The organism is Halalkalibacter suaedae, assembly GCF_017939705.1.
GTDB lineage: Bacteria > Bacillota > Bacilli > Bacillales > Bacillaceae_D > Halalkalibacter > Halalkalibacter suaedae.
Genome location: NZ_JAGKSQ010000005.1, coordinates 35,619 through 52,920, shown reverse-complemented (window position 1 = coordinate 52,920; position 17,302 = coordinate 35,619). Strand labels below are relative to the sequence as shown.

The window sequence follows — 17,302 nt, the reverse complement described above, 5'->3', positions numbered from 1 at the left end:
TATGTATAAATGAACAATTAAATAGAGCAAGGAGGCTACAGATGGGCAACAAAGCAACAGATATAGTCACTGCTTTAGTTACGCCGATTCTTGAAGAATTGAACCTAGAGCTAGTTGATGTTGAATTTAAAAAAGAAGGACCGAACTGGTTTTTACGCGTATTTATTGACAAGGACAAAGGTGTCGATCTAGAAGACTGCAGTCAAGTTAGTGAAAAGCTTAGCGAAAAACTAGATGAAACCGATCCAATTGAACAGGCTTATTTCTTAGAAGTGTCATCGCCTGGTGCAGAACGTCCTTTAAAAAAGGAAAAAGATATCCAAAAATCAATTGGGAAGCATGTTTATGTAACGACATATGAACCGATTGATGGAGAAAAAGCGTTTGAAGGACTTTTAAAAGATTTTGATGGAGAAAACCTTGAAATTGAAATCAAAATAAAAACGCGTTCCAAGTTATATACTGTGCCATACGAGAAAGTAGCTAGTGCAAGATTAGCAATTGTGTTTTAATGCTTTAACATTGAAAGGGGGAAAATAGTTCCATGAATAGTGAATTTATGGATGCATTAGCAACGTTAGAAAGAGAAAAAGGGATTCAAAAGGATGTTATTATTGAGGCAATTGAAGCCGCCCTCATCTCAGGCTACAAAAGAAACTTTAATCAAGTTCAAAATGTACGTGTTGATGTTAACAGAGACAATGGAAGTATTCGTGTCTTTGCTAGAAAAACAGTGGTTGAAGAGGTTTTTGATGCACGACTGGAAATTTCTTTACCTGAGGCACAAAGAATGAATCCTAGTTATGAAGTTGACGATATTGTCGAAATCGAAGTAACTCCTAAGGATTTCGGACGAATTGCTGCACAAACGGCTAAGCAAGTAGTAACACAACGAGTTCGTGAAGCAGAGCGTGGCATCATTTATGCAGATTTCATTGATCGTGAAGAAGACATTATGACAGGGATTGTTCAAAGACAGGATCACCGCTTTATTTATGTTGATCTTGGTAAGGTCGAAGCTTTGTTACCTTTAAATGAGCAGATGCCAAATGAATCATATAAACATAATGATCGAATAAAAGCATATATAACAAAGGTTGAAAAGACAACAAAAGGACCTCAAATCCTTATTTCTAGAACCCATCCCGGATTACTTAAGCGATTATTTGAGCTTGAAGTACCTGAAATATACGACGGTACAGTTGAGATTAAATCTGTTTCTAGAGAAGCTGGGGATCGTTCTAAGATTGCTGTACATGCTGATAATGCTGAAGTTGATCCAGTTGGCTCTTGTGTTGGACCAAGAGGACAACGTGTACAAACAATCGTAAATGAGCTTAAGGGTGAAAAGATTGATATTGTTCGCTGGTCAGAAGATCCAGTTGAATATGTAGCGAATGCCCTAAGTCCTTCGAAGGTATTAAAAGTAAAAGTAAATGAAGAAGATAAAATGACTCAAGTTATTGTCCCAGATTATCAATTATCATTAGCCATCGGTAAGAGAGGACAAAATGCACGCTTAGCTGCCAAACTAACTGGTTGGAAGATTGATATTAAAAGTGAAAGTGATGCAAGGGAACTTGGATTAATGGATTCAGAAGATTTTGTGACAGTTGAGTCTGATGTAGACGGATACGTAACAGAGCAACAGTAAAGGGGATGGGGCCAATGAATCAACGTAAAGTTCCTCTTCGAAAATGTCTTGTTACAAATGAAATGAAACCTAAAAAGGAACTGATCCGAATTGTTCGTTCACCAGAGGGTGAGGTTTCTGTTGATCCAACTGGAAAGAAAAATGGTCGTGGGGCTTACATTAGTAATAATGAAGAAAGCTTCGATATCGCCAAGAAAAAGGATATTTTATCTAGGCACTTACAAGTAAAGGTTGAGCCCGAGATTTATGACCAGTTAAAGGAAGCAAGCAAGAAAGGAAGAACATAATGGCTCAGTCAAAGTGGCTTTCATTACTTGGTCTTGCAGCTAGAGCAAGGAAGCTCGTTACAGGGGAAGAACTTGTATTGAAGGAAGTCCGTAGACAATCTGTGAACGTCGTGATTCTTTCAGCAGACGCAGCTGAACAGACAAAGAAAAAAGTATTGGACAAATGTAGCCATTACAATATACCGGTACGTATTGTCTCAGACCGACAAGAGCTAGGACAGGCGATCGGAAAAGTGGAGAGAGTCGTTATTGGTGTCATGGACGTTGGATTTGCCAAAAAAATGATTACCTTAATAGACCAATGATTCTGGAGGGAAGTACATGAAGAAAATGAGAATATATGAATATGCCAAAGAAAAAGATGTACCAAGTAAATCAATTATTGATAAATTAGCAGGTGCCGGGATTAATGTATCAAATCATATGTCTGTAATTGATGAGAAAATGATGAAGGTGATCGAAGGTGATAATGCTTCTGCACCTGAGAGCAAGGGACAGGAAACGGCGAAACCGAAAAATGACGCTCGTCCACAAGGAAACCGACAAGGTCAAGGGAACAACAAAAAAGGTCCACAAAGACCCGGTCAAAATCAAAACAGAAACAACAAAGGTAAGCAACAGCAAAGACCTCCACAACAGCAACAAAAACCTGAGCCGCCAAAGCCAAAGCCACTTCCAGAGAAGATTACTTTTGTTGAATCTTTAACAGTTGGTGAATTAGCTTCTAAACTACATAAGGAACCATCTGAACTTATTAAGAAATTAATGTTCCTAGGTGTAATGGCCACAATTAATCAAGAACTCGACAAAGATTCGATTGAATTAATTGCTACCGACTATGGTGTTGAAGTTGAGGAAGAAATTGTTATCGATGAAACTGAGTTTGAGAATTATGCTGATGAGGATAAAGAGGAAGACTTAAAAGAGAGACCTCCTGTTGTTACAATTATGGGGCATGTTGACCACGGTAAAACAACGTTACTTGATTCGATCAGAAAAACAAAAGTAACAGAAGGTGAAGCTGGAGGAATTACTCAACATATCGGTGCTTATCAAGTAGAAACTAGTGGAAAGAAAATCACTTTCCTTGATACACCGGGACATGCGGCCTTTACAACGATGCGAGCACGTGGTGCACAAGTGACTGATATTACAATCCTTGTTGTAGCTGCAGATGATGGTGTCATGCCTCAAACAAAAGAAGCGATTAGTCATGCGAAGGCAGCAGGAGTACCAATTATTGTTGCTGTCAACAAAATTGATAAAGAAGCAGCTAATCCTGACCGAGTGATGCAGGAGTTAACTGAGTTTGAATTAGTTCCTGAAGCATGGGGTGGGGAAACGATTTTCGTTAATGTTTCTGCACTTGCTGGAACGGGTATTGACGAGCTTCTTGAAATGATTCTACTAGTAGCTGAGGTAGCAGAGCTTAAAGCTAACCCTGATAAGTTAGCGCGTGGGTCTGTTATTGAAGCAGAGCTTGACAAAGGACGTGGAGCTGTTGCGACACTTCTCGTTCAATCGGGTACATTAAAAGTTGGGGATCCTATCGTTGTTGGATCAAGCTTTGGTAAAGTACGTGCGATGGTAAATGATTTGGGAAGACGAGTAAAAGAGGTAGGTCCATCTACACCAGTTGAGATTACTGGATTAAATGAAGTTCCTCTTGCTGGAGATCAGTTCCAAGCATTCCCAGACGAGAAGAAAGCTCGTCAAATTGGTGAAGTAAGAATGTCGCGTCAACGTGAGGCGAATCTTGCGGCTAGCTCGAGAGTTAGTCTTGATGACTTGTTTAATCAAATTCAGCAAGGTGACGTTAAAGAAATTAATATCATTATTAAAGCTGATGTACAAGGTTCTGTTGAAGCAATGCGCGGTTCACTTGAGAAGATTGAAGTTGAAGGGGCAAAGATCAACATTATTCACACTGGTGTTGGTGCAATTACAGAATATGATGTCATGCTTGCATCGGCATCCAACGGAATTGTCATTGGTTTTAATGTACGTCCAGATGTGAATGCTAAACGTACAGCAGAAGCTGAAAAGGTTGATATCCGTCTACATCGTATTATTTACAATGCGATCGATGAGATTGAAGCAGCAATGAAAGGTATGCTTGACCCTGAATTTGAAGAAAAAGTAATTGGTCAAGCTGAAGTTAGGACAACATTCAAAGTTTCAAAAGTAGGAACAATTGCTGGTTCTTATATAACTGAAGGAAAAGTGACAAGAGATTCTACTGTTCGTCTTATTCGTGAAGGAATCGTTATTTATGAAGGCTCCATTAACGCCCTCAAGCGATTCAAGGATGATGCTAAAGAAGTAGCAGCAGGATATGAGTGCGGGATAACTCTTGAGAACTTTAATGATCTTAAAGAAGGCGACATTATTGAAGCTTATGTAATGGAAGAAATTGAGCGTAAATAATGATCGGATCTGTGCGCTTGGAACTTATGATTTACGATGTTCAATCACTAAAAGAAAAGCGTTCTGTTCTCAAAAGCCTTCAAACTAGGATCAAACAACGATTTAATATTTCAGTTGCAGAAACAGCACATCATGATGTTTGGCAACGTGCTGAGTTAACCTTAGTGACTGTTTCTAATGATCGTGCCGTATGTGATCGTGAGCTACAGCGGGCACTTGCATTAATTGATGGTCAGCCTGAGGCAGAACGTACTGTAACAGAATATGAATGGTTGTAAGCATATAAGGGGTGAATAACATGAGCAACGTTCGTGCACACCGTGTTGGTGAACAAATGAAGAAAGAACTTAGTGATATCATCATGCGTGAAATTAAAGACCCTAGAGTCAACTTTGTTACAGTAACAGGGGTTGATGTAACAGGGGATCTACAACAAGCAAAAGTATTTATAACCGTTTTGGGTAATGAAGAGCAAAAAGAAGCGACGATTCAAGCGTTGTCAAAGGCCAAAGGATTTATTCGTTCAGAAGTGGGCAAGAGAATTCGTCTACGGAAGACACCTGATATTTTCTTTGAATTTGATCAATCGATTGAATATGGGAATCGTATTGAAACGCTTTTACAGGACTTAAATCGAAATGAACGTCCATAAGAATGAAAACCAGGAGGATAGAAGAGCATATGCTCTTCTATCCTCCTTTATATTAATGGAGGGTAGACTATGCAACCTAATGGAATTTTAATCCTACACAAACCTAGAGGGATGACATCTCATGACTGTGTTTATAAAGTAAGACGATTGTTTCAAACAAAAAAAGTAGGGCATACTGGTACACTCGACCCAGACGTAAACGGTGTCCTTCCTATCTGTGTTGGAAAAGCAACCAAGGTCGTAGAGTATATGTCGGGGCATGATAAGATGTATGAAGGTGAAGTAACCATAGGTTATTCAACGACAACAGAAGATAGAAGTGGTGATGTAGTACAGACGAAAAAGATTGAAGACAAATGGACGAGTGAGCAGCTACAAAGCGTTTTAAATGAGTTTCTTGGCAAAGTTGTTCAAACTCCTCCAATGTATTCAGCTGTAAAAGTAAAGGGCAAGCGCCTATACGAATATGCAAGAGAAGGAAAAGTGATTGAACGTCCTAGTCGCGAGGTAACCATTCATTCAATTGATTTATGTTCGGAAGTTGCTTATCGTGAGAATACAGCGAGTTTTCGCTTTAACGTTTTGTGTAGTAAAGGAACGTATATACGCACCCTTGCTGTTGACATTGGCAAACGACTTGGTTATCCGGCGCATATGTCAGATCTCATTAGGCTTACATCAGGTCCATATACATTAAATGAAAGTTATCATTTTTCTCAATTGGAGGAACTCAAGCAAGAGGGAACATTACTATCTGTTCTTCGCCCGTTTGATACGGCCATATCTATGATACCTAAACAAATTGTTGATAGAGAAACAGAACAGTTCATTAAGAACGGAGCAGTTATCAGCTCAAACATAGATCAAAAACGTTTTACCGTATATAATGAAGATGGTGAGTGCTTAGCCATTTATAAGCAACACCCAACTAAAGAAGGGTATATTAAGCCAGAAAAAATGTTTTGGACTGGAAATTAGTCCGCGAAAAGGGGATTCTTAATGGATACCATTTATTTACACCATCCAATTGATACAAATAATTTACAGCATAAACCAACCGTGATGGCCTTAGGTTTTTTTGACGGAGTGCATAAAGGTCATCAAGCTGTTTTCAATACAGCAAGAGATTTAGCAAATCAAGGCAATTATCACGCTGCTGCAATGACCTTTCACCCACATCCTAAAGAAGTATTAAGGCCTTCTAATTCACAAATGAAATACATAACGCCTTTAAAAGAAAAAATAAAAAAAATAGAAGAACTTGGCATTGAAACATTATATGTGATTGAATTCTCACTTGAATTTGCCAAGTTAACACCACAGCAATTTGTTGATGATTATCTAATTACTTTGGGAGTTGTTCATGTTGTTGCGGGCTATGATTTCACATATGGGGCACTTGGGAAGGGCACCATGGAGACCCTTCCTTTGCATGCCAGGGATCGTCTCAAGATTACAACTGTAACGAAATATGAAGAGAATGATGAGAAGGTCAGTTCGACCCGGATTCGCAATTTGCTCGACAAAGGAGAAGTAGAGCAGGTTTCACAGTTACTTAATCGTCCATATTCGATTACTGGAAAGGTTGTGGATGGAGAAAAGAGAGGTAGAACGATCGGCTTTCCAACTGCTAATATTTCACTAACTGATCATTATCTCATCCCGAGCACAGGAGTTTATGCAGTTAATGCTCTAATCCATAACCAACAGCATCACGGAGTTTGTAATATTGGTTTTAAACCTACTTTCCATGATGCTGTAACCGAACCTACCATTGAGGTTCATTTGTTTAACTTTAATGAAGAGATATATGGTCAATCAATTGAAGTTGAATGGATAATTAGGCTAAGAAGTGAAATGAAATTCAATGGAATAGACGAACTTGTTGAACAAATCAAGGCAGATAAGGATGCAGCGTTAAGGCATTTCAACAAATAGTAACTTGCAAATTAATGAATAACAAGTTACAATAAGCTTTGTACGCATTGTACACTCCGTTTCTTGGCAAATCGAATCACCGACGTTTGCTAGGAGATAGGAGATAAAAAAGAAGGAGGTGGATAGGATGGCATTAGCACAAGAGCGCAAGAACGAGCTTATCGCTGAGTTCAAAACGCACGACACGGACACTGGTTCTCCAGAAGTTCAAGTCGCTATCCTAACTGAGCAAATCAACACATTAAATGAGCATTTACGTACTCATAAGAAGGATCACCATTCACGTCGTGGTCTTTTAAAGATGGTTGGTCAACGTCGTAACTTGTTAACGTACCTACGTAACAAAGATGTAACACGTTACCGTAATCTTGTTGACAAGCTTGGTTTACGTCGATAATTTTGCTAAAAGCGGGAATCTTCCCGCTTTTTTCTTGATCTCATAGCATTGGTAATTAACCCAATATATGTTAGTTAATAAATGATTATATCTCCTTCTTGTTTATAATTTTAAATAAGAAGGTCATAATAAATGGTACTGATACTTGTGTACGAGAGGAGTACGCGTAATGGAACAAACAAAACATGAATTTAAGATGGACTGGGCTGGACGAGAATTAATCGTTGAGACAGGCCAATTAGCAAAGCAAGCCAATGGTGCTGTACTTGTTAGATATGGTGATACGGCTGTACTTTCAACTGCGACAGCTTCAAAAGAACCAAAGGATTTAAACTTTTTTCCTTTGACAGTAAACTATGAAGAGCGTCTCTATGCAGCTGGGAAAATCCCGGGTGGATTTATTAAGAGAGAAGGTCGTCCTAGTGAACGTGCAATCTTAACAAGCCGTTTGATTGACCGTCCGATTCGACCACTTTTCCCTGATGGATTTCGTAATGAGGTTCAAGTGATAAGTATTGTTATGAGTTCTGATCAAAATGCCTCTTCAGAGATGGCAGCAATGATTGGATCATCACTTGCATTATCTGTTTCTGATATTCCCTTTGATGGACCGATCGCTGGCGTTACAATTGGTCGCTTAGACGGGGAGTTTATTATTAATCCAACAGCAGAACAACTTGAGAAAAGTGATATCGATCTCGTTGTTGCAGGAACAAAAGATGCGATTAACATGGTTGAAGCAGGTGCTGATGAAGTAACTGAAGAAGTTATGCTTGAGGCAATTATGTTCGGTCATGACCAAATCAAGAAATTAATTGCATTTCAAGAAGAAATTGTTGCAGTAGTCGGCAAAGAAAAAAGTGAAGTGAAGCTGAAACAAGTTGATGCTGATCTTGAGAATGAAATTCGTTCAATGGCTGAAACTGAACTAAAGACAGCTGTACAAGTTCAAGAAAAGCATGCTCGTGCTGAAGCAATCGATGCAGTTAAGGCTAAAACAATTGAAGTATTTGAAGAGCGTGAAGAGATTAAGTTAGGTGACGTTAGTGAGGTCCTACATAAAATTGTAAAAGAAGAAGTTAGACGTTTAATTACAATTGATAAAGTAAGACCAGATGGACGTAAGGTTGACGAGATTCGTCCTTTATCATCTCAAGTTGATCTATTGCCACGTACACATGGTTCGGGACTTTTCACACGTGGTCAAACACAGGCGTTAAGCATTTGTACATTGGGTGCACTAGGGGATGTACAAATTCTAGATGGTCTTGGAATTGAAGAGTCTAAACGTTTTATGCATCACTATAATTTCCCGCAATTTAGTGTTGGAGAAACAGGACCTATTCGTGGACCTGGACGTAGAGAAATTGGACATGGTGCATTAGGAGAACGTGCTCTTGAACCTGTTATTCCAAATGAGAATGACTTTCCATATACTGTACGCTTAGTTTCTGAAGTGTTGGAATCAAATGGTTCCACTTCACAGGCAAGTATTTGTGCAAGTACACTTGCTATGATGGATGCTGGGGTTCCAATTAAAGCACCTGTTGCTGGTATTGCGATGGGCCTAGTTAAGCAAGGGGAACATGTTTCAGTGTTAACAGACATTCAAGGAATGGAAGATGCTCTCGGAGACATGGACTTTAAAGTAGCAGGAACAAGAGAAGGTGTAACTGCACTTCAAATGGACATTAAAATCTCAGGGATCAATAGAGAAATTCTTGAGGAAGCACTTGGACAAGCAAAAAGAGGCAGAATGGTTATCTTAGATAATATGTTATCAGCGATTGCTGAATCTAGAAAAGAATTATCTAATTATGCTCCAAAAATTTTAACAATGAGCATTAAGCCAGACAAGATTCGTGATGTAATTGGTCCAAGTGGAAAAATGATCAACAAAATCATTGAAGAAACTGGTGTGAAGATTGATATTGAGCAGGATGGTAAAGTTTACATTGCTTCAGTAGATATGGCAATGAACGAAAAGGCCAAGTCAATTATTGAAGATTTAGTACGTGAAGTAGAAATTGGTCAAACTTATCTGGGTAAGGTCAAGCGTATTGAAAAGTTTGGTGCATTTGTTGAATTATTTAAAGGCAAAGACGGTCTTGTTCACATTTCTCAATTAGCTGAGGAAAGAATCGAGAAGGTCGAGGATGTTCTGAAGCTTGGAGATGAAATTCTCGTTCGTGTTACAGAGGTTGACAACCAAGGAAGGGTAAATCTTTCTAGAAAGGTTATCCTGAAAGAACAAAAAGAAAGAGAAGGCCAAGCTCAGAAATAAGGAAGTGGGGGGACTGGGAGTGTGTTGACCTAGTCTCCTTTTGCTTTGCGTTCTAACCTGTCCATCTAGTGCATACAATCGCACTAGAGGAGGGTATCAAAATGAAAAACAAGATTGTACATCTTTTTACGTTTGGCTTTATCGTTTTTTTCTCTATTAGTGCAGTGCAAAATCCTTTTTCGATGAAATATATTGAAACGCTTAAACAGGATAAGCCTGTCTTCAATGAGCATAACTCTTTATATAAAGAAATAATGGATAAAGCAGATTCCTATAATGAACCAGCGATAGACGCAAGAGTTGATAAAGTATGGAAGGCAGTGCCTGGTTATAATGGATTAGAAGTCGATGTTGAAGCCTCTTATGAAAAGATGGAAAAAACGAATGAATTTGATGAAGATCGTTTGGTTTTTAAAGAAATGGCGCCAACAGTTCATCTTGACGATTTACCACCAACAGCCATTTATAGAGGTAATGAAGAAAAGCCAATGGTTACTTTTTTAATAAATGTTGCATGGGGAAATGAATATTTGCCTAATATGTTAAAGACATTAAAGAAACATGGATTACATACAACCTTTTTCTTAGACGGGTCATGGGTAAAAGACAATCCTAATTTAACAACGATGCTCGTTGAAGAAGGACATGAAATTGGAAATCATGCTTATTCACATCCAGATATGAACACATTGACGAAGGAACGAATTGATGAAGAGTTAACGCGAACGAACGCAGCTATTAAGGCGGCAGTTGAAATTACTCCAAAATGGTTCGCTCCACCTAGTGGAAGTTATAATCAATCTGTAGTAGATCGTGCTAGCGAATTAGGTATGAAGACAATTATGTGGTCTGTTGATACGGTTGACTGGAGAAAACCTGACACATCATCGATGGTTGAGCGTGTTTTATCCAAAGTACATCCTGGAGCAATGATACTCATGCATCCAACCGCACCGTCTTCTGAAGGTCTTGAGCAAATGATTATTGGTATTAAAGAAAAGGGTTATAAAATTGGGACAGTTTCTGATTTATTATCTGAAGATCGTGTAACGGTCACTACAGGCAACAATAGGGGGACAACAAGTGGTACAGAGAATTGAGTTAGATAATGGCGTAAGAATATTAGCGGAACATATTCCATCTGTTCGATCAGTAGCGGTTGGAGTTTGGATTGGAACGGGCTCTCGTTTAGAAACAGCCTCAGAAAATGGGATCTCCCATTTCTTAGAGCATATGTTTTTTAAGGGAACAACAACTAGATCAGCGGCGGAAATAGCTGAATCATTTGACCGAATTGGTGGTCAAGTAAATGCTTTTACTTCTAAAGAGTATACGTGCTACTACGCAAAAGTATTAGATAATCATGCTGCCTATGCAGTAGATGTTTTATCTGACATGTTTTTTAATTCGATCTTTGATGAAGAAGAATTAGTAAAGGAAAAAAATGTAGTGTATGAAGAAATTAAAATGGTTGACGACACACCTGATGACATTGTTCATGATCTATTGAGCGAGGCAAGCTACGGTTCACATCCACTAGGTTATCCAATACTCGGCACAGTGGAAACATTAGAAACCTTTAATGGTGATTCGCTACGTGGTTATATGGACAAATTTTATACTGGTGATCATGTTGTTATTTCCATTGCTGGTAATATTACAGATGATGTGATTGAACAAATAAAGGAGATATTTTCAAAGGTCAAACCAACCACATATAAGCATGAAACGGAAAGACCTATTTTTACTCCGAATCATATTATTAGAACAAAAGAAACCGAACAGGCCCACCTATGCTTAGGTTATCCCGGTCTTGAGATTGGTGATAAGGATGTTTATGCACTTGTCTTACTGAATAATTTACTCGGTGGTAGTATGAGTAGTAGACTTTTCCAAGAAATCCGAGAAAAGCGTGGGTTATGTTATTCTGTATTCTCTTATCATTCTTCTTATCAAGACAGTGGAATGTTGACGATCTATGCTGGCACAGGTCATCAACAACTTGAGGATTTAGCTTCTGCACTTATCGGAACGGCAAGTCAACTAGCAGATCAAGGTATGACAGAGAAGGAACTAACAAATGGGAAAGAACAATTAAAGGGAAGTTTAATGTTGAGCTTAGAGAGCACGAATAGTCGAATGAATCGAAATGGGAAGAATGAATTATTACTTAAAAAACATCGTACACTAGATGAAATTATCGAGGAAATTGATCAAGTTTCAATTTCTGACGTAAATAAATTAGCTGTATCGATTCTAAAGTCTAAACCATCTATATCATTAATAAATACGACTGGTACACTTCCTCAAGCCCTTCAGTCGTAAGGAGTGGATCAGCCTTAAATAGGCTGGTCTTTTTTTTGTTTTGTTACATACCCTTGTAAAAAGAAGAGGTAAAGGGGGAGGAAGGATGAGACTAAGTGAAATAAGTAGTAAGGAAATCATTGATTATCAAAAAGGAGAACGATTAGGGATACTAGGACAGACAGATTTATTAGTGAACGAAGAAACCGGGGATATTGAAGCATTTATTATTCCTACAATGAAGTGGTTTGGATTTGGGAAAAAGGATAGAGAATATACTGTTCATTGGGATCAAATAAAAAAAATTGGTGAAGATATGATCATTATTGAACTTGAGTATGTAGAATAGCTAAAAGCTAGAGTCTCTCTTTCGTGAAAAGAGGCTTCTAGCTTTTTTTTGTTCTCTGTGATTCACCCATTTATAAAACTACACATATGCTAGGGGTGAATCGTTGCTGTTCATCCTTTGCTTTACGCTTTGTGATGATTACGTCCAAAAGTTGCCTTATAGAAAGGAGAACAAATAGCACATGTTAACAAACAAACATATAGTCATTATTGGCGGCGATGCAAGGCAGTTGGAGATTATTCGAAAACTCTCAACACTTGATGCTAGGATTACGATGATCGGATTTGATCAATTAAATGATGGATTTATTGGAGCTTGCAAAGAGACGATCGATGCGGTTGAGTGGGAAACGGTCGATGCCATTTTACTTCCTGTGAGTGGAATGAGTTCTGATGGCAAGATCGATACCATTTTCTCTAACGAAACAATTGAACTAAAACCTGAATTCCTAACGCAAACACCATCTCATTGCACAGTCTATTCTGGTATTAGTAACAAGGAATTAGATGCTTGCACGAAGGAAAGTGATCGAACATTAATCAAGTTAATGGAACGTGATGATGTGGCTATTTATAATTCGATTCCGACAGCTGAGGGTGCGGTGATGATGGCGATCCAACATACGGATATTACCATACATCATGCCAAAGTAGCGGTACTTGGCCTTGGTCGTATCGGAATGACTGTTGCTAGAACCTTTAGTGCTTTAGGAGCAAACGTAAAGGTTGGAGCAAATGAAAGTCCACAGTTAGCTCGAATTACTGAAATGGGACTTCAACCTTTCCATACTGACAATTTGAAAGAGGAACTACGGGATGTAGACCTAGTTATTAACACGATTCCAGCGCTAGTTCTGACTGCGAAAGTCTTAACTGAAATGCCTCTTCATGCTTTAATTATTGATTTAGCATCAAAGCCTGGGGGGACAGATTTTCGCTATGCAGAAAAACGTGGAATGAAAGCTTTACTTGCACCAGGGCTACCTGGAATTGTAGCTCCAAAAACAGCAGGTCAAATTTTAGCTGATGTGTTAGCTGAATTACTATCGACTGACTAAGTTAAAGGAGGAATTATCATGTCTTTAAAAGGAAAACATATTGGATTTGGAATTTCAGCATCTCACTGTACGTATGAAGAGGTTGTTCCGCAAATCGAAAAGCTTATTGAATTGGGTGCAAAAGTATCTCCATTTGTATCGAATAATGTTCGAACAACAGATACAAAATTTGGAACTAGTGCATACTGGTTAAATAAAATTGAAGAAATCACACAAGAACCGATCGTTGATTCAATCGTAAAGGCAGAACCATTTGGACCGAAAACACCCTTGGATTGCATGGTGCTTGCCCCAATTACAGGGAATACAACGAGCAAATTCGCAAACGCAATGACAGATACTCCTGTACTTATGGGTGCAAAAGCAACATTACGAAGTGGAAATCCGGTCGTGCTAGGAATTTCAACAAACGATGCCTTAGGTTTAAATGGTGTCAATATTATGAGGTTGATGGCAACCAAAAATATTTATTTTATCCCGTTTGGGCAAGATGATCCTGTAAAAAAACCAAACTCACTTGTAGCAAGAATGGAAGCATTAGTGGATACGGTTGAGTCTGCTATAGCTGGTAAGCAATATCAACCTGTCCTAATCGAAAAGTTCAGAGATTAGGCGAATAGCGACATTGCACAATTGTAATATTTCCCGTAAAGTTTAATAGAGGAAAAAAGTGAAACGAAACAGACGTGGATATGCTATAATCATTCCATCTATTCGTTACCTATTAAACTGTGATAACCGAGGGGAGAATACAATTATGTCAAAGCAATTTCATGTAGCGGTTGTTGGTGCAACAGGTGCTGTTGGTCAACAAATGTTAAAAACATTAGAGGAAAGAGATTTTCCTATTGCGAGCTTGAAGCTTTTATCATCTAAGCGTTCTGCAGGGAAAGTTCTCACTTTTAAAGGAAAAGAATATACAGTGGAAGAAGCAACACCAGAATCATTTGAAGGAGTGCAAATTGCCTTATTTAGTGCGGGAGGATCTGTATCAAAAGCACTAGCACCTGAAGCAGTCAAACGCGGTGCAATTGTTGTCGACAACACAAGTGCTTTTAGAATGGATCCAAATGTTCCATTAGTTGTTCCTGAAGTGAATGAAAGTGACCTAAAAGAACATAATGGGATTATTGCTAACCCTAACTGCTCGACAATTCAAATGGTTGTGGCACTTGAGCCGATCCGCCAACAGTATGGATTAAAAAAGGTTATTGTTTCAACATATCAAGCTGTTTCTGGTGCAGGTCTTGAAGCAATTGAAGAAATGAAGCAACAAACAAAGGATATTCTAGAAGGAAATGAATTCACACCGGAAATTCTTCCTGTAGGTGGAGACAAAAAGCATTATCAAATTGCATTTAATGCCGTTCCACAAATTGACTTATTCCAAGATAATGGATACACATTTGAAGAAATGAAAATGATGAACGAAACAAAGAAAATCATGCATATGGCAGATCTAGAAGTAGCTGCTACTTGTGTAAGGTTACCAGTTGAGACAGGACACTCTGAATCAGTTTACATTGAAACAGAAAAAGGAGGAGCTTCCGTTCAAGAACTAAAAACCTTAATGGAAAGCTCACCAGGTGTGACTCTTCAAGACGACCCAGCGAATCAACTATATCCATTAGCTTCTGAATGTGTTGGCAAAAATGATGTATTTGTTGGTCGGATTCGAAAAGATTTAGATCGCGATAACGGCTATCACATGTGGATTGTTTCTGATAACCTACTGAAAGGTGCAGCTTGGAATTCCGTGCAAATCGCTGAAAGTTTAGCAAAGCTCAATCTTCTAAAGTAAAAAAGTAGGTGCTCTATGAAAATTATTGTACAGAAATTTGGTGGAACTTCTGTTCGTGATCACCAGAGTCGTTCACTAGCCGCAAATCATGTTAAAAAGGCTGTTGAAGATGGTTATAAAGTAGTTGTTGTTGTCTCTGCAATGGGTCGTAAGGGTGAGCCGTACGCAACAGATACGCTCCTCAGTTTAATTGACCAAGAGCGTCTTACCGCACGTGAACAAGATCTTCTTGTTTCGTGCGGTGAAGTGATCTCTTCAGTTGTTTTCACTGATTTATTAACGAGTCTAGGACTTACAGCAACGGCTTTTAATGGTCCGAAGGCTGGTTTTAGAACGAATAATGATTTTAGCAACGCCAAAATCATTGATATGAAATGTGAACCTATAGTAAAGCAGTTAGAAACAACAGACGTTGTTGTTGTAGCTGGATTTCAAGGACTATCTGAGTCGGGTGATGTCACTACGCTTGGTCGAGGTGGAAGTGATACCTCTGCGACCGCACTTGGTGCCGCATTAAAGGCGGAGTGGGTCGATATCTTTACCGATGTTGAGGGTGTTATGACTGCTGATCCAAGAATTGTTCAGGATGCTAGGCCTCTAGATTTGATGACCTATGAGGAAATTTCTAATATGGCTCATCAAGGGGCTAAGGTTATCCATCCTCGAGCGGTTGAAGTGGCTATGCAGGCAAAGATACCGATTCATATCCGCTCAACATACTCTGATCAAAAAGGAACGGTCGTCTCTGCAAAGCAAGCAGTTTCTGACCGTGTCATAACAGGTATTGCTAACTTAGATGGTATCTCTCAAATAAAAGTTCTCGCCAAAGATGGAGAATACGATGTACAGGAGAAAGTCTTTAAAGCAATGGCTAAGGAAGAGATAAGTGTTGATTTTATAAATATTAATCCTCGTGGTGTTGTGTATACAGTCATGCAAGATGTTGCAGATCGAGCAGTCAGTATTTTAAAACAACTAGGATATGAACCAGAAGTTAATCGACATTGTGCAAAAGTCTCGGCTGTTGGGGCTGGGATGACAGGGGTACCTGGAGTTACAGCAAAAATCGTTAGTGCTTTGTCTCAGCAGAACATTCAAATTCTTCAATCAGCAGACTCACATACAACAATCTGGGTACTAGTGCAAGAACAAGATATGGAGAAAGCTGTCAATGCCCTTCACCATATGTTCCATCTTGAGCAACAAGGGAATCATCAGGATATAACAACAAGTAACCCAGAGTGAGGAGTTGTGTGATGATGAAATTTGGCCATATATTGACAGCGATGGTCACTCCTTTTAATACAGAAGGGTTGATCAATGTTGAGAGAACAAAAGAATTAATTGATTATTTAATTACCAATGGCAGTGATGGGCTAGTTATTGCAGGAACAACAGGTGAATCACCAACACTAAGCAAGGCTGAAAAGGTAGAATTGTTCCGAGTAGTTGTGGATCACGTAAATAAACGGGTGCCTGTCATTGCAGGAACTGGAAGTAATAACACTCAGGCATCGATTGAATTAACGAAAGCAGCTACTGACGTGGGTGTTGACGGTATTATGCTTGTTGCTCCGTACTATAACAAACCTTCACAAGAAGGAATGTATGAGCATTTCAAAGCCATTGCATCAGTGACTCACTTACCGATTATTTTGTATAATATTCCTGGAAGAACGGGTGTACAGATTGAAGCGGAAACGACTATTGCCTTATCCAAAATAAATAATATTAAGGCGATTAAAGAGGCGAGTGGCGATTTAGAACAGATGGCCAAAATTATTGCCTCTACGGATAATGACTTTCAATTATATACTGGTGATGATTCAAAGACCCTACCGGCAATAGCTATTGGAGCGGATGGAGTTATTTCTGTTTCCTCACATCTTCTAGGTAATGAAATGAAAAAAATGATTACTCTCTTTAAAAATGGAGAAGTTGAACTAGCAGCCAAATCGCATCAAAGACTATTACCTATTATGGGGTCAATGTTCCTAGCACCTAACCCAACCTGTGTTAAATATGCGTTAAATCATTATGTAATGGATGTTGGAAGTGTTCGGTTACCATTATTGCCTTTGTTAGAAGAACAAAAGAAAAAGGTAACAGCCCAACTTGATCAAATAATGAATAGTTAATCCAAAAATAAACA

Annotated in this window: 19 protein-coding genes; all 19 read left to right on the top strand. The window is 38.8% G+C overall.

Annotated features, from left to right (window positions below; genetic code table 11):
* Positions 1 to 41 precede the first annotated feature (41 nt).
* The 19 genes from rimP (at position 42) to dapA (ending at position 17,288) form a co-directional block, all read left to right on the top strand.
* Positions 42 to 512, top strand: a complete 471-nt coding sequence (rimP, locus tag J7W16_RS12745; protein WP_210597703.1) for a ribosome maturation factor RimP — start codon at positions 42 to 44, stop codon at positions 510 to 512.
* 32 nt (positions 513 to 544) lie between these two features.
* On the top strand, positions 545 to 1,654 hold the full coding sequence (gene nusA / locus J7W16_RS12740) for a transcription termination factor NusA (protein WP_210597702.1): 1,110 nt from the start codon (positions 545 to 547) through the stop codon (positions 1,652 to 1,654).
* A gap of 14 nt (positions 1,655 to 1,668) precedes the next feature.
* On the top strand, positions 1,669 to 1,941 hold the full coding sequence (rnpM, locus tag J7W16_RS12735) for an RNase P modulator RnpM (protein WP_210597701.1): 273 nt from the start codon (positions 1,669 to 1,671) through the stop codon (positions 1,939 to 1,941).
* The gene (locus J7W16_RS12730; protein WP_210597700.1) at positions 1,941 to 2,246 is read left to right on the top strand and encodes a YlxQ family RNA-binding protein; all 306 of its coding nucleotides are present in this window, start codon (positions 1,941 to 1,943) and stop codon (positions 2,244 to 2,246) included. Before rnpM ends, J7W16_RS12730 begins: the two co-directional genes overlap by 1 nt.
* Positions 2,247 to 2,262: 16 nt before the next feature.
* Positions 2,263 to 4,368, top strand: a complete 2,106-nt coding sequence (gene infB, locus J7W16_RS12725; protein ID WP_210597699.1) for a translation initiation factor IF-2 — start codon at positions 2,263 to 2,265, stop codon at positions 4,366 to 4,368.
* Positions 4,365 to 4,646, top strand: a complete 282-nt coding sequence (locus J7W16_RS12720) for a DUF503 domain-containing protein (RefSeq protein ID WP_210598030.1) — start codon at positions 4,365 to 4,367, stop codon at positions 4,644 to 4,646. The genes infB and J7W16_RS12720 overlap by 4 nt, the downstream gene beginning before the upstream one ends.
* A gap of 20 nt (positions 4,647 to 4,666) precedes the next feature.
* Positions 4,667 to 5,020, top strand: coding sequence for a 30S ribosome-binding factor RbfA (rbfA, locus tag J7W16_RS12715; RefSeq protein WP_210597698.1), 354 nt, complete (start codon positions 4,667 to 4,669; stop codon positions 5,018 to 5,020).
* 69 nt (positions 5,021 to 5,089) lie between these two features.
* On the top strand, positions 5,090 to 5,998 hold the full coding sequence (truB, locus tag J7W16_RS12710) for a tRNA pseudouridine(55) synthase TruB (protein WP_210597697.1): 909 nt from the start codon (positions 5,090 to 5,092) through the stop codon (positions 5,996 to 5,998).
* A 21-nt stretch (positions 5,999 to 6,019) separates the two neighbouring features.
* The gene (gene ribF, locus J7W16_RS12705) at positions 6,020 to 6,958 is read left to right on the top strand and encodes a bifunctional riboflavin kinase/FAD synthetase (RefSeq protein WP_210597696.1); all 939 of its coding nucleotides are present in this window, start codon (positions 6,020 to 6,022) and stop codon (positions 6,956 to 6,958) included.
* A 127-nt stretch (positions 6,959 to 7,085) separates the two neighbouring features.
* Positions 7,086 to 7,355, top strand: coding sequence for a 30S ribosomal protein S15 (gene rpsO / locus J7W16_RS12700; RefSeq protein ID WP_210597695.1), 270 nt, complete (start codon positions 7,086 to 7,088; stop codon positions 7,353 to 7,355).
* A 169-nt stretch (positions 7,356 to 7,524) separates the two neighbouring features.
* The gene (gene pnp, locus J7W16_RS12695; protein WP_210597694.1) at positions 7,525 to 9,639 is read left to right on the top strand and encodes a polyribonucleotide nucleotidyltransferase; all 2,115 of its coding nucleotides are present in this window, start codon (positions 7,525 to 7,527) and stop codon (positions 9,637 to 9,639) included.
* Between the two features lie 101 nt (positions 9,640 to 9,740).
* The gene (locus tag J7W16_RS12690; RefSeq protein ID WP_210597693.1) at positions 9,741 to 10,739 is read left to right on the top strand and encodes a polysaccharide deacetylase family protein; all 999 of its coding nucleotides are present in this window, start codon (positions 9,741 to 9,743) and stop codon (positions 10,737 to 10,739) included.
* Positions 10,723 to 11,964, top strand: a complete 1,242-nt coding sequence (locus J7W16_RS12685) for a M16 family metallopeptidase (RefSeq protein WP_210597692.1) — start codon at positions 10,723 to 10,725, stop codon at positions 11,962 to 11,964. The genes J7W16_RS12690 and J7W16_RS12685 overlap by 17 nt, the downstream gene beginning before the upstream one ends.
* Positions 11,965 to 12,049: 85 nt before the next feature.
* Entirely contained in the window at positions 12,050 to 12,292 is a 243-nt protein-coding gene (locus J7W16_RS12680) for a YlmC/YmxH family sporulation protein (RefSeq protein WP_210597691.1), read from the top strand.
* Between the two features lie 181 nt (positions 12,293 to 12,473).
* Positions 12,474 to 13,349, top strand: a complete 876-nt coding sequence (dpaA, locus tag J7W16_RS12675; protein WP_210597690.1) for a dipicolinic acid synthetase subunit A — start codon at positions 12,474 to 12,476, stop codon at positions 13,347 to 13,349.
* A gap of 18 nt (positions 13,350 to 13,367) precedes the next feature.
* Positions 13,368 to 13,961: a dipicolinate synthase subunit B gene (locus J7W16_RS12670; RefSeq protein WP_210597689.1), complete on the top strand. Its 594-nt coding sequence runs from the start codon at positions 13,368 to 13,370 to the stop codon at positions 13,959 to 13,961.
* 145 nt (positions 13,962 to 14,106) lie between these two features.
* On the top strand, positions 14,107 to 15,150 hold the full coding sequence (gene asd, locus J7W16_RS12665; RefSeq protein WP_210597688.1) for an aspartate-semialdehyde dehydrogenase: 1,044 nt from the start codon (positions 14,107 to 14,109) through the stop codon (positions 15,148 to 15,150).
* A 15-nt stretch (positions 15,151 to 15,165) separates the two neighbouring features.
* Positions 15,166 to 16,395, top strand: coding sequence for an aspartate kinase (dapG, locus tag J7W16_RS12660; protein ID WP_210597687.1), 1,230 nt, complete (start codon positions 15,166 to 15,168; stop codon positions 16,393 to 16,395).
* Between the two features lie 14 nt (positions 16,396 to 16,409).
* A complete protein-coding gene (gene dapA / locus J7W16_RS12655; protein WP_210598029.1) occupies positions 16,410 to 17,288 on the top strand; it encodes a 4-hydroxy-tetrahydrodipicolinate synthase in 879 nt (292 codons plus the stop codon).
* Positions 17,289 to 17,302 lie beyond the last annotated feature (14 nt).

Coding starts and splice junctions, on each gene's coding strand:
- nusA (WP_210597702.1), top strand. CDS start 545: ATGAATAGTGAATTTATGGATGCATTAGCAACGTTAGAAAGAGAAAAA.
- dapA (WP_210598029.1), top strand. CDS start 16,410: ATGAAATTTGGCCATATATTGACAGCGATGGTCACTCCTTTTAATACA.
- rpsO (WP_210597695.1), top strand. CDS start 7,086: ATGGCATTAGCACAAGAGCGCAAGAACGAGCTTATCGCTGAGTTCAAA.
- ribF (WP_210597696.1), top strand. CDS start 6,020: ATGGATACCATTTATTTACACCATCCAATTGATACAAATAATTTACAG.
- dapG (WP_210597687.1), top strand. CDS start 15,166: ATGAAAATTATTGTACAGAAATTTGGTGGAACTTCTGTTCGTGATCAC.
- J7W16_RS12680 (WP_210597691.1), top strand. CDS start 12,050: ATGAGACTAAGTGAAATAAGTAGTAAGGAAATCATTGATTATCAAAAA.
- asd (WP_210597688.1), top strand. CDS start 14,107: ATGTCAAAGCAATTTCATGTAGCGGTTGTTGGTGCAACAGGTGCTGTT.
- rnpM (WP_210597701.1), top strand. CDS start 1,669: ATGAATCAACGTAAAGTTCCTCTTCGAAAATGTCTTGTTACAAATGAA.
- dpaA (WP_210597690.1), top strand. CDS start 12,474: ATGTTAACAAACAAACATATAGTCATTATTGGCGGCGATGCAAGGCAG.
- J7W16_RS12730 (WP_210597700.1), top strand. CDS start 1,941: ATGGCTCAGTCAAAGTGGCTTTCATTACTTGGTCTTGCAGCTAGAGCA.
- rbfA (WP_210597698.1), top strand. CDS start 4,667: ATGAGCAACGTTCGTGCACACCGTGTTGGTGAACAAATGAAGAAAGAA.
- truB (WP_210597697.1), top strand. CDS start 5,090: ATGCAACCTAATGGAATTTTAATCCTACACAAACCTAGAGGGATGACA.
- rimP (WP_210597703.1), top strand. CDS start 42: ATGGGCAACAAAGCAACAGATATAGTCACTGCTTTAGTTACGCCGATT.
- J7W16_RS12670 (WP_210597689.1), top strand. CDS start 13,368: ATGTCTTTAAAAGGAAAACATATTGGATTTGGAATTTCAGCATCTCAC.
- infB (WP_210597699.1), top strand. CDS start 2,263: ATGAAGAAAATGAGAATATATGAATATGCCAAAGAAAAAGATGTACCA.
- pnp (WP_210597694.1), top strand. CDS start 7,525: ATGGAACAAACAAAACATGAATTTAAGATGGACTGGGCTGGACGAGAA.
- J7W16_RS12690 (WP_210597693.1), top strand. CDS start 9,741: ATGAAAAACAAGATTGTACATCTTTTTACGTTTGGCTTTATCGTTTTT.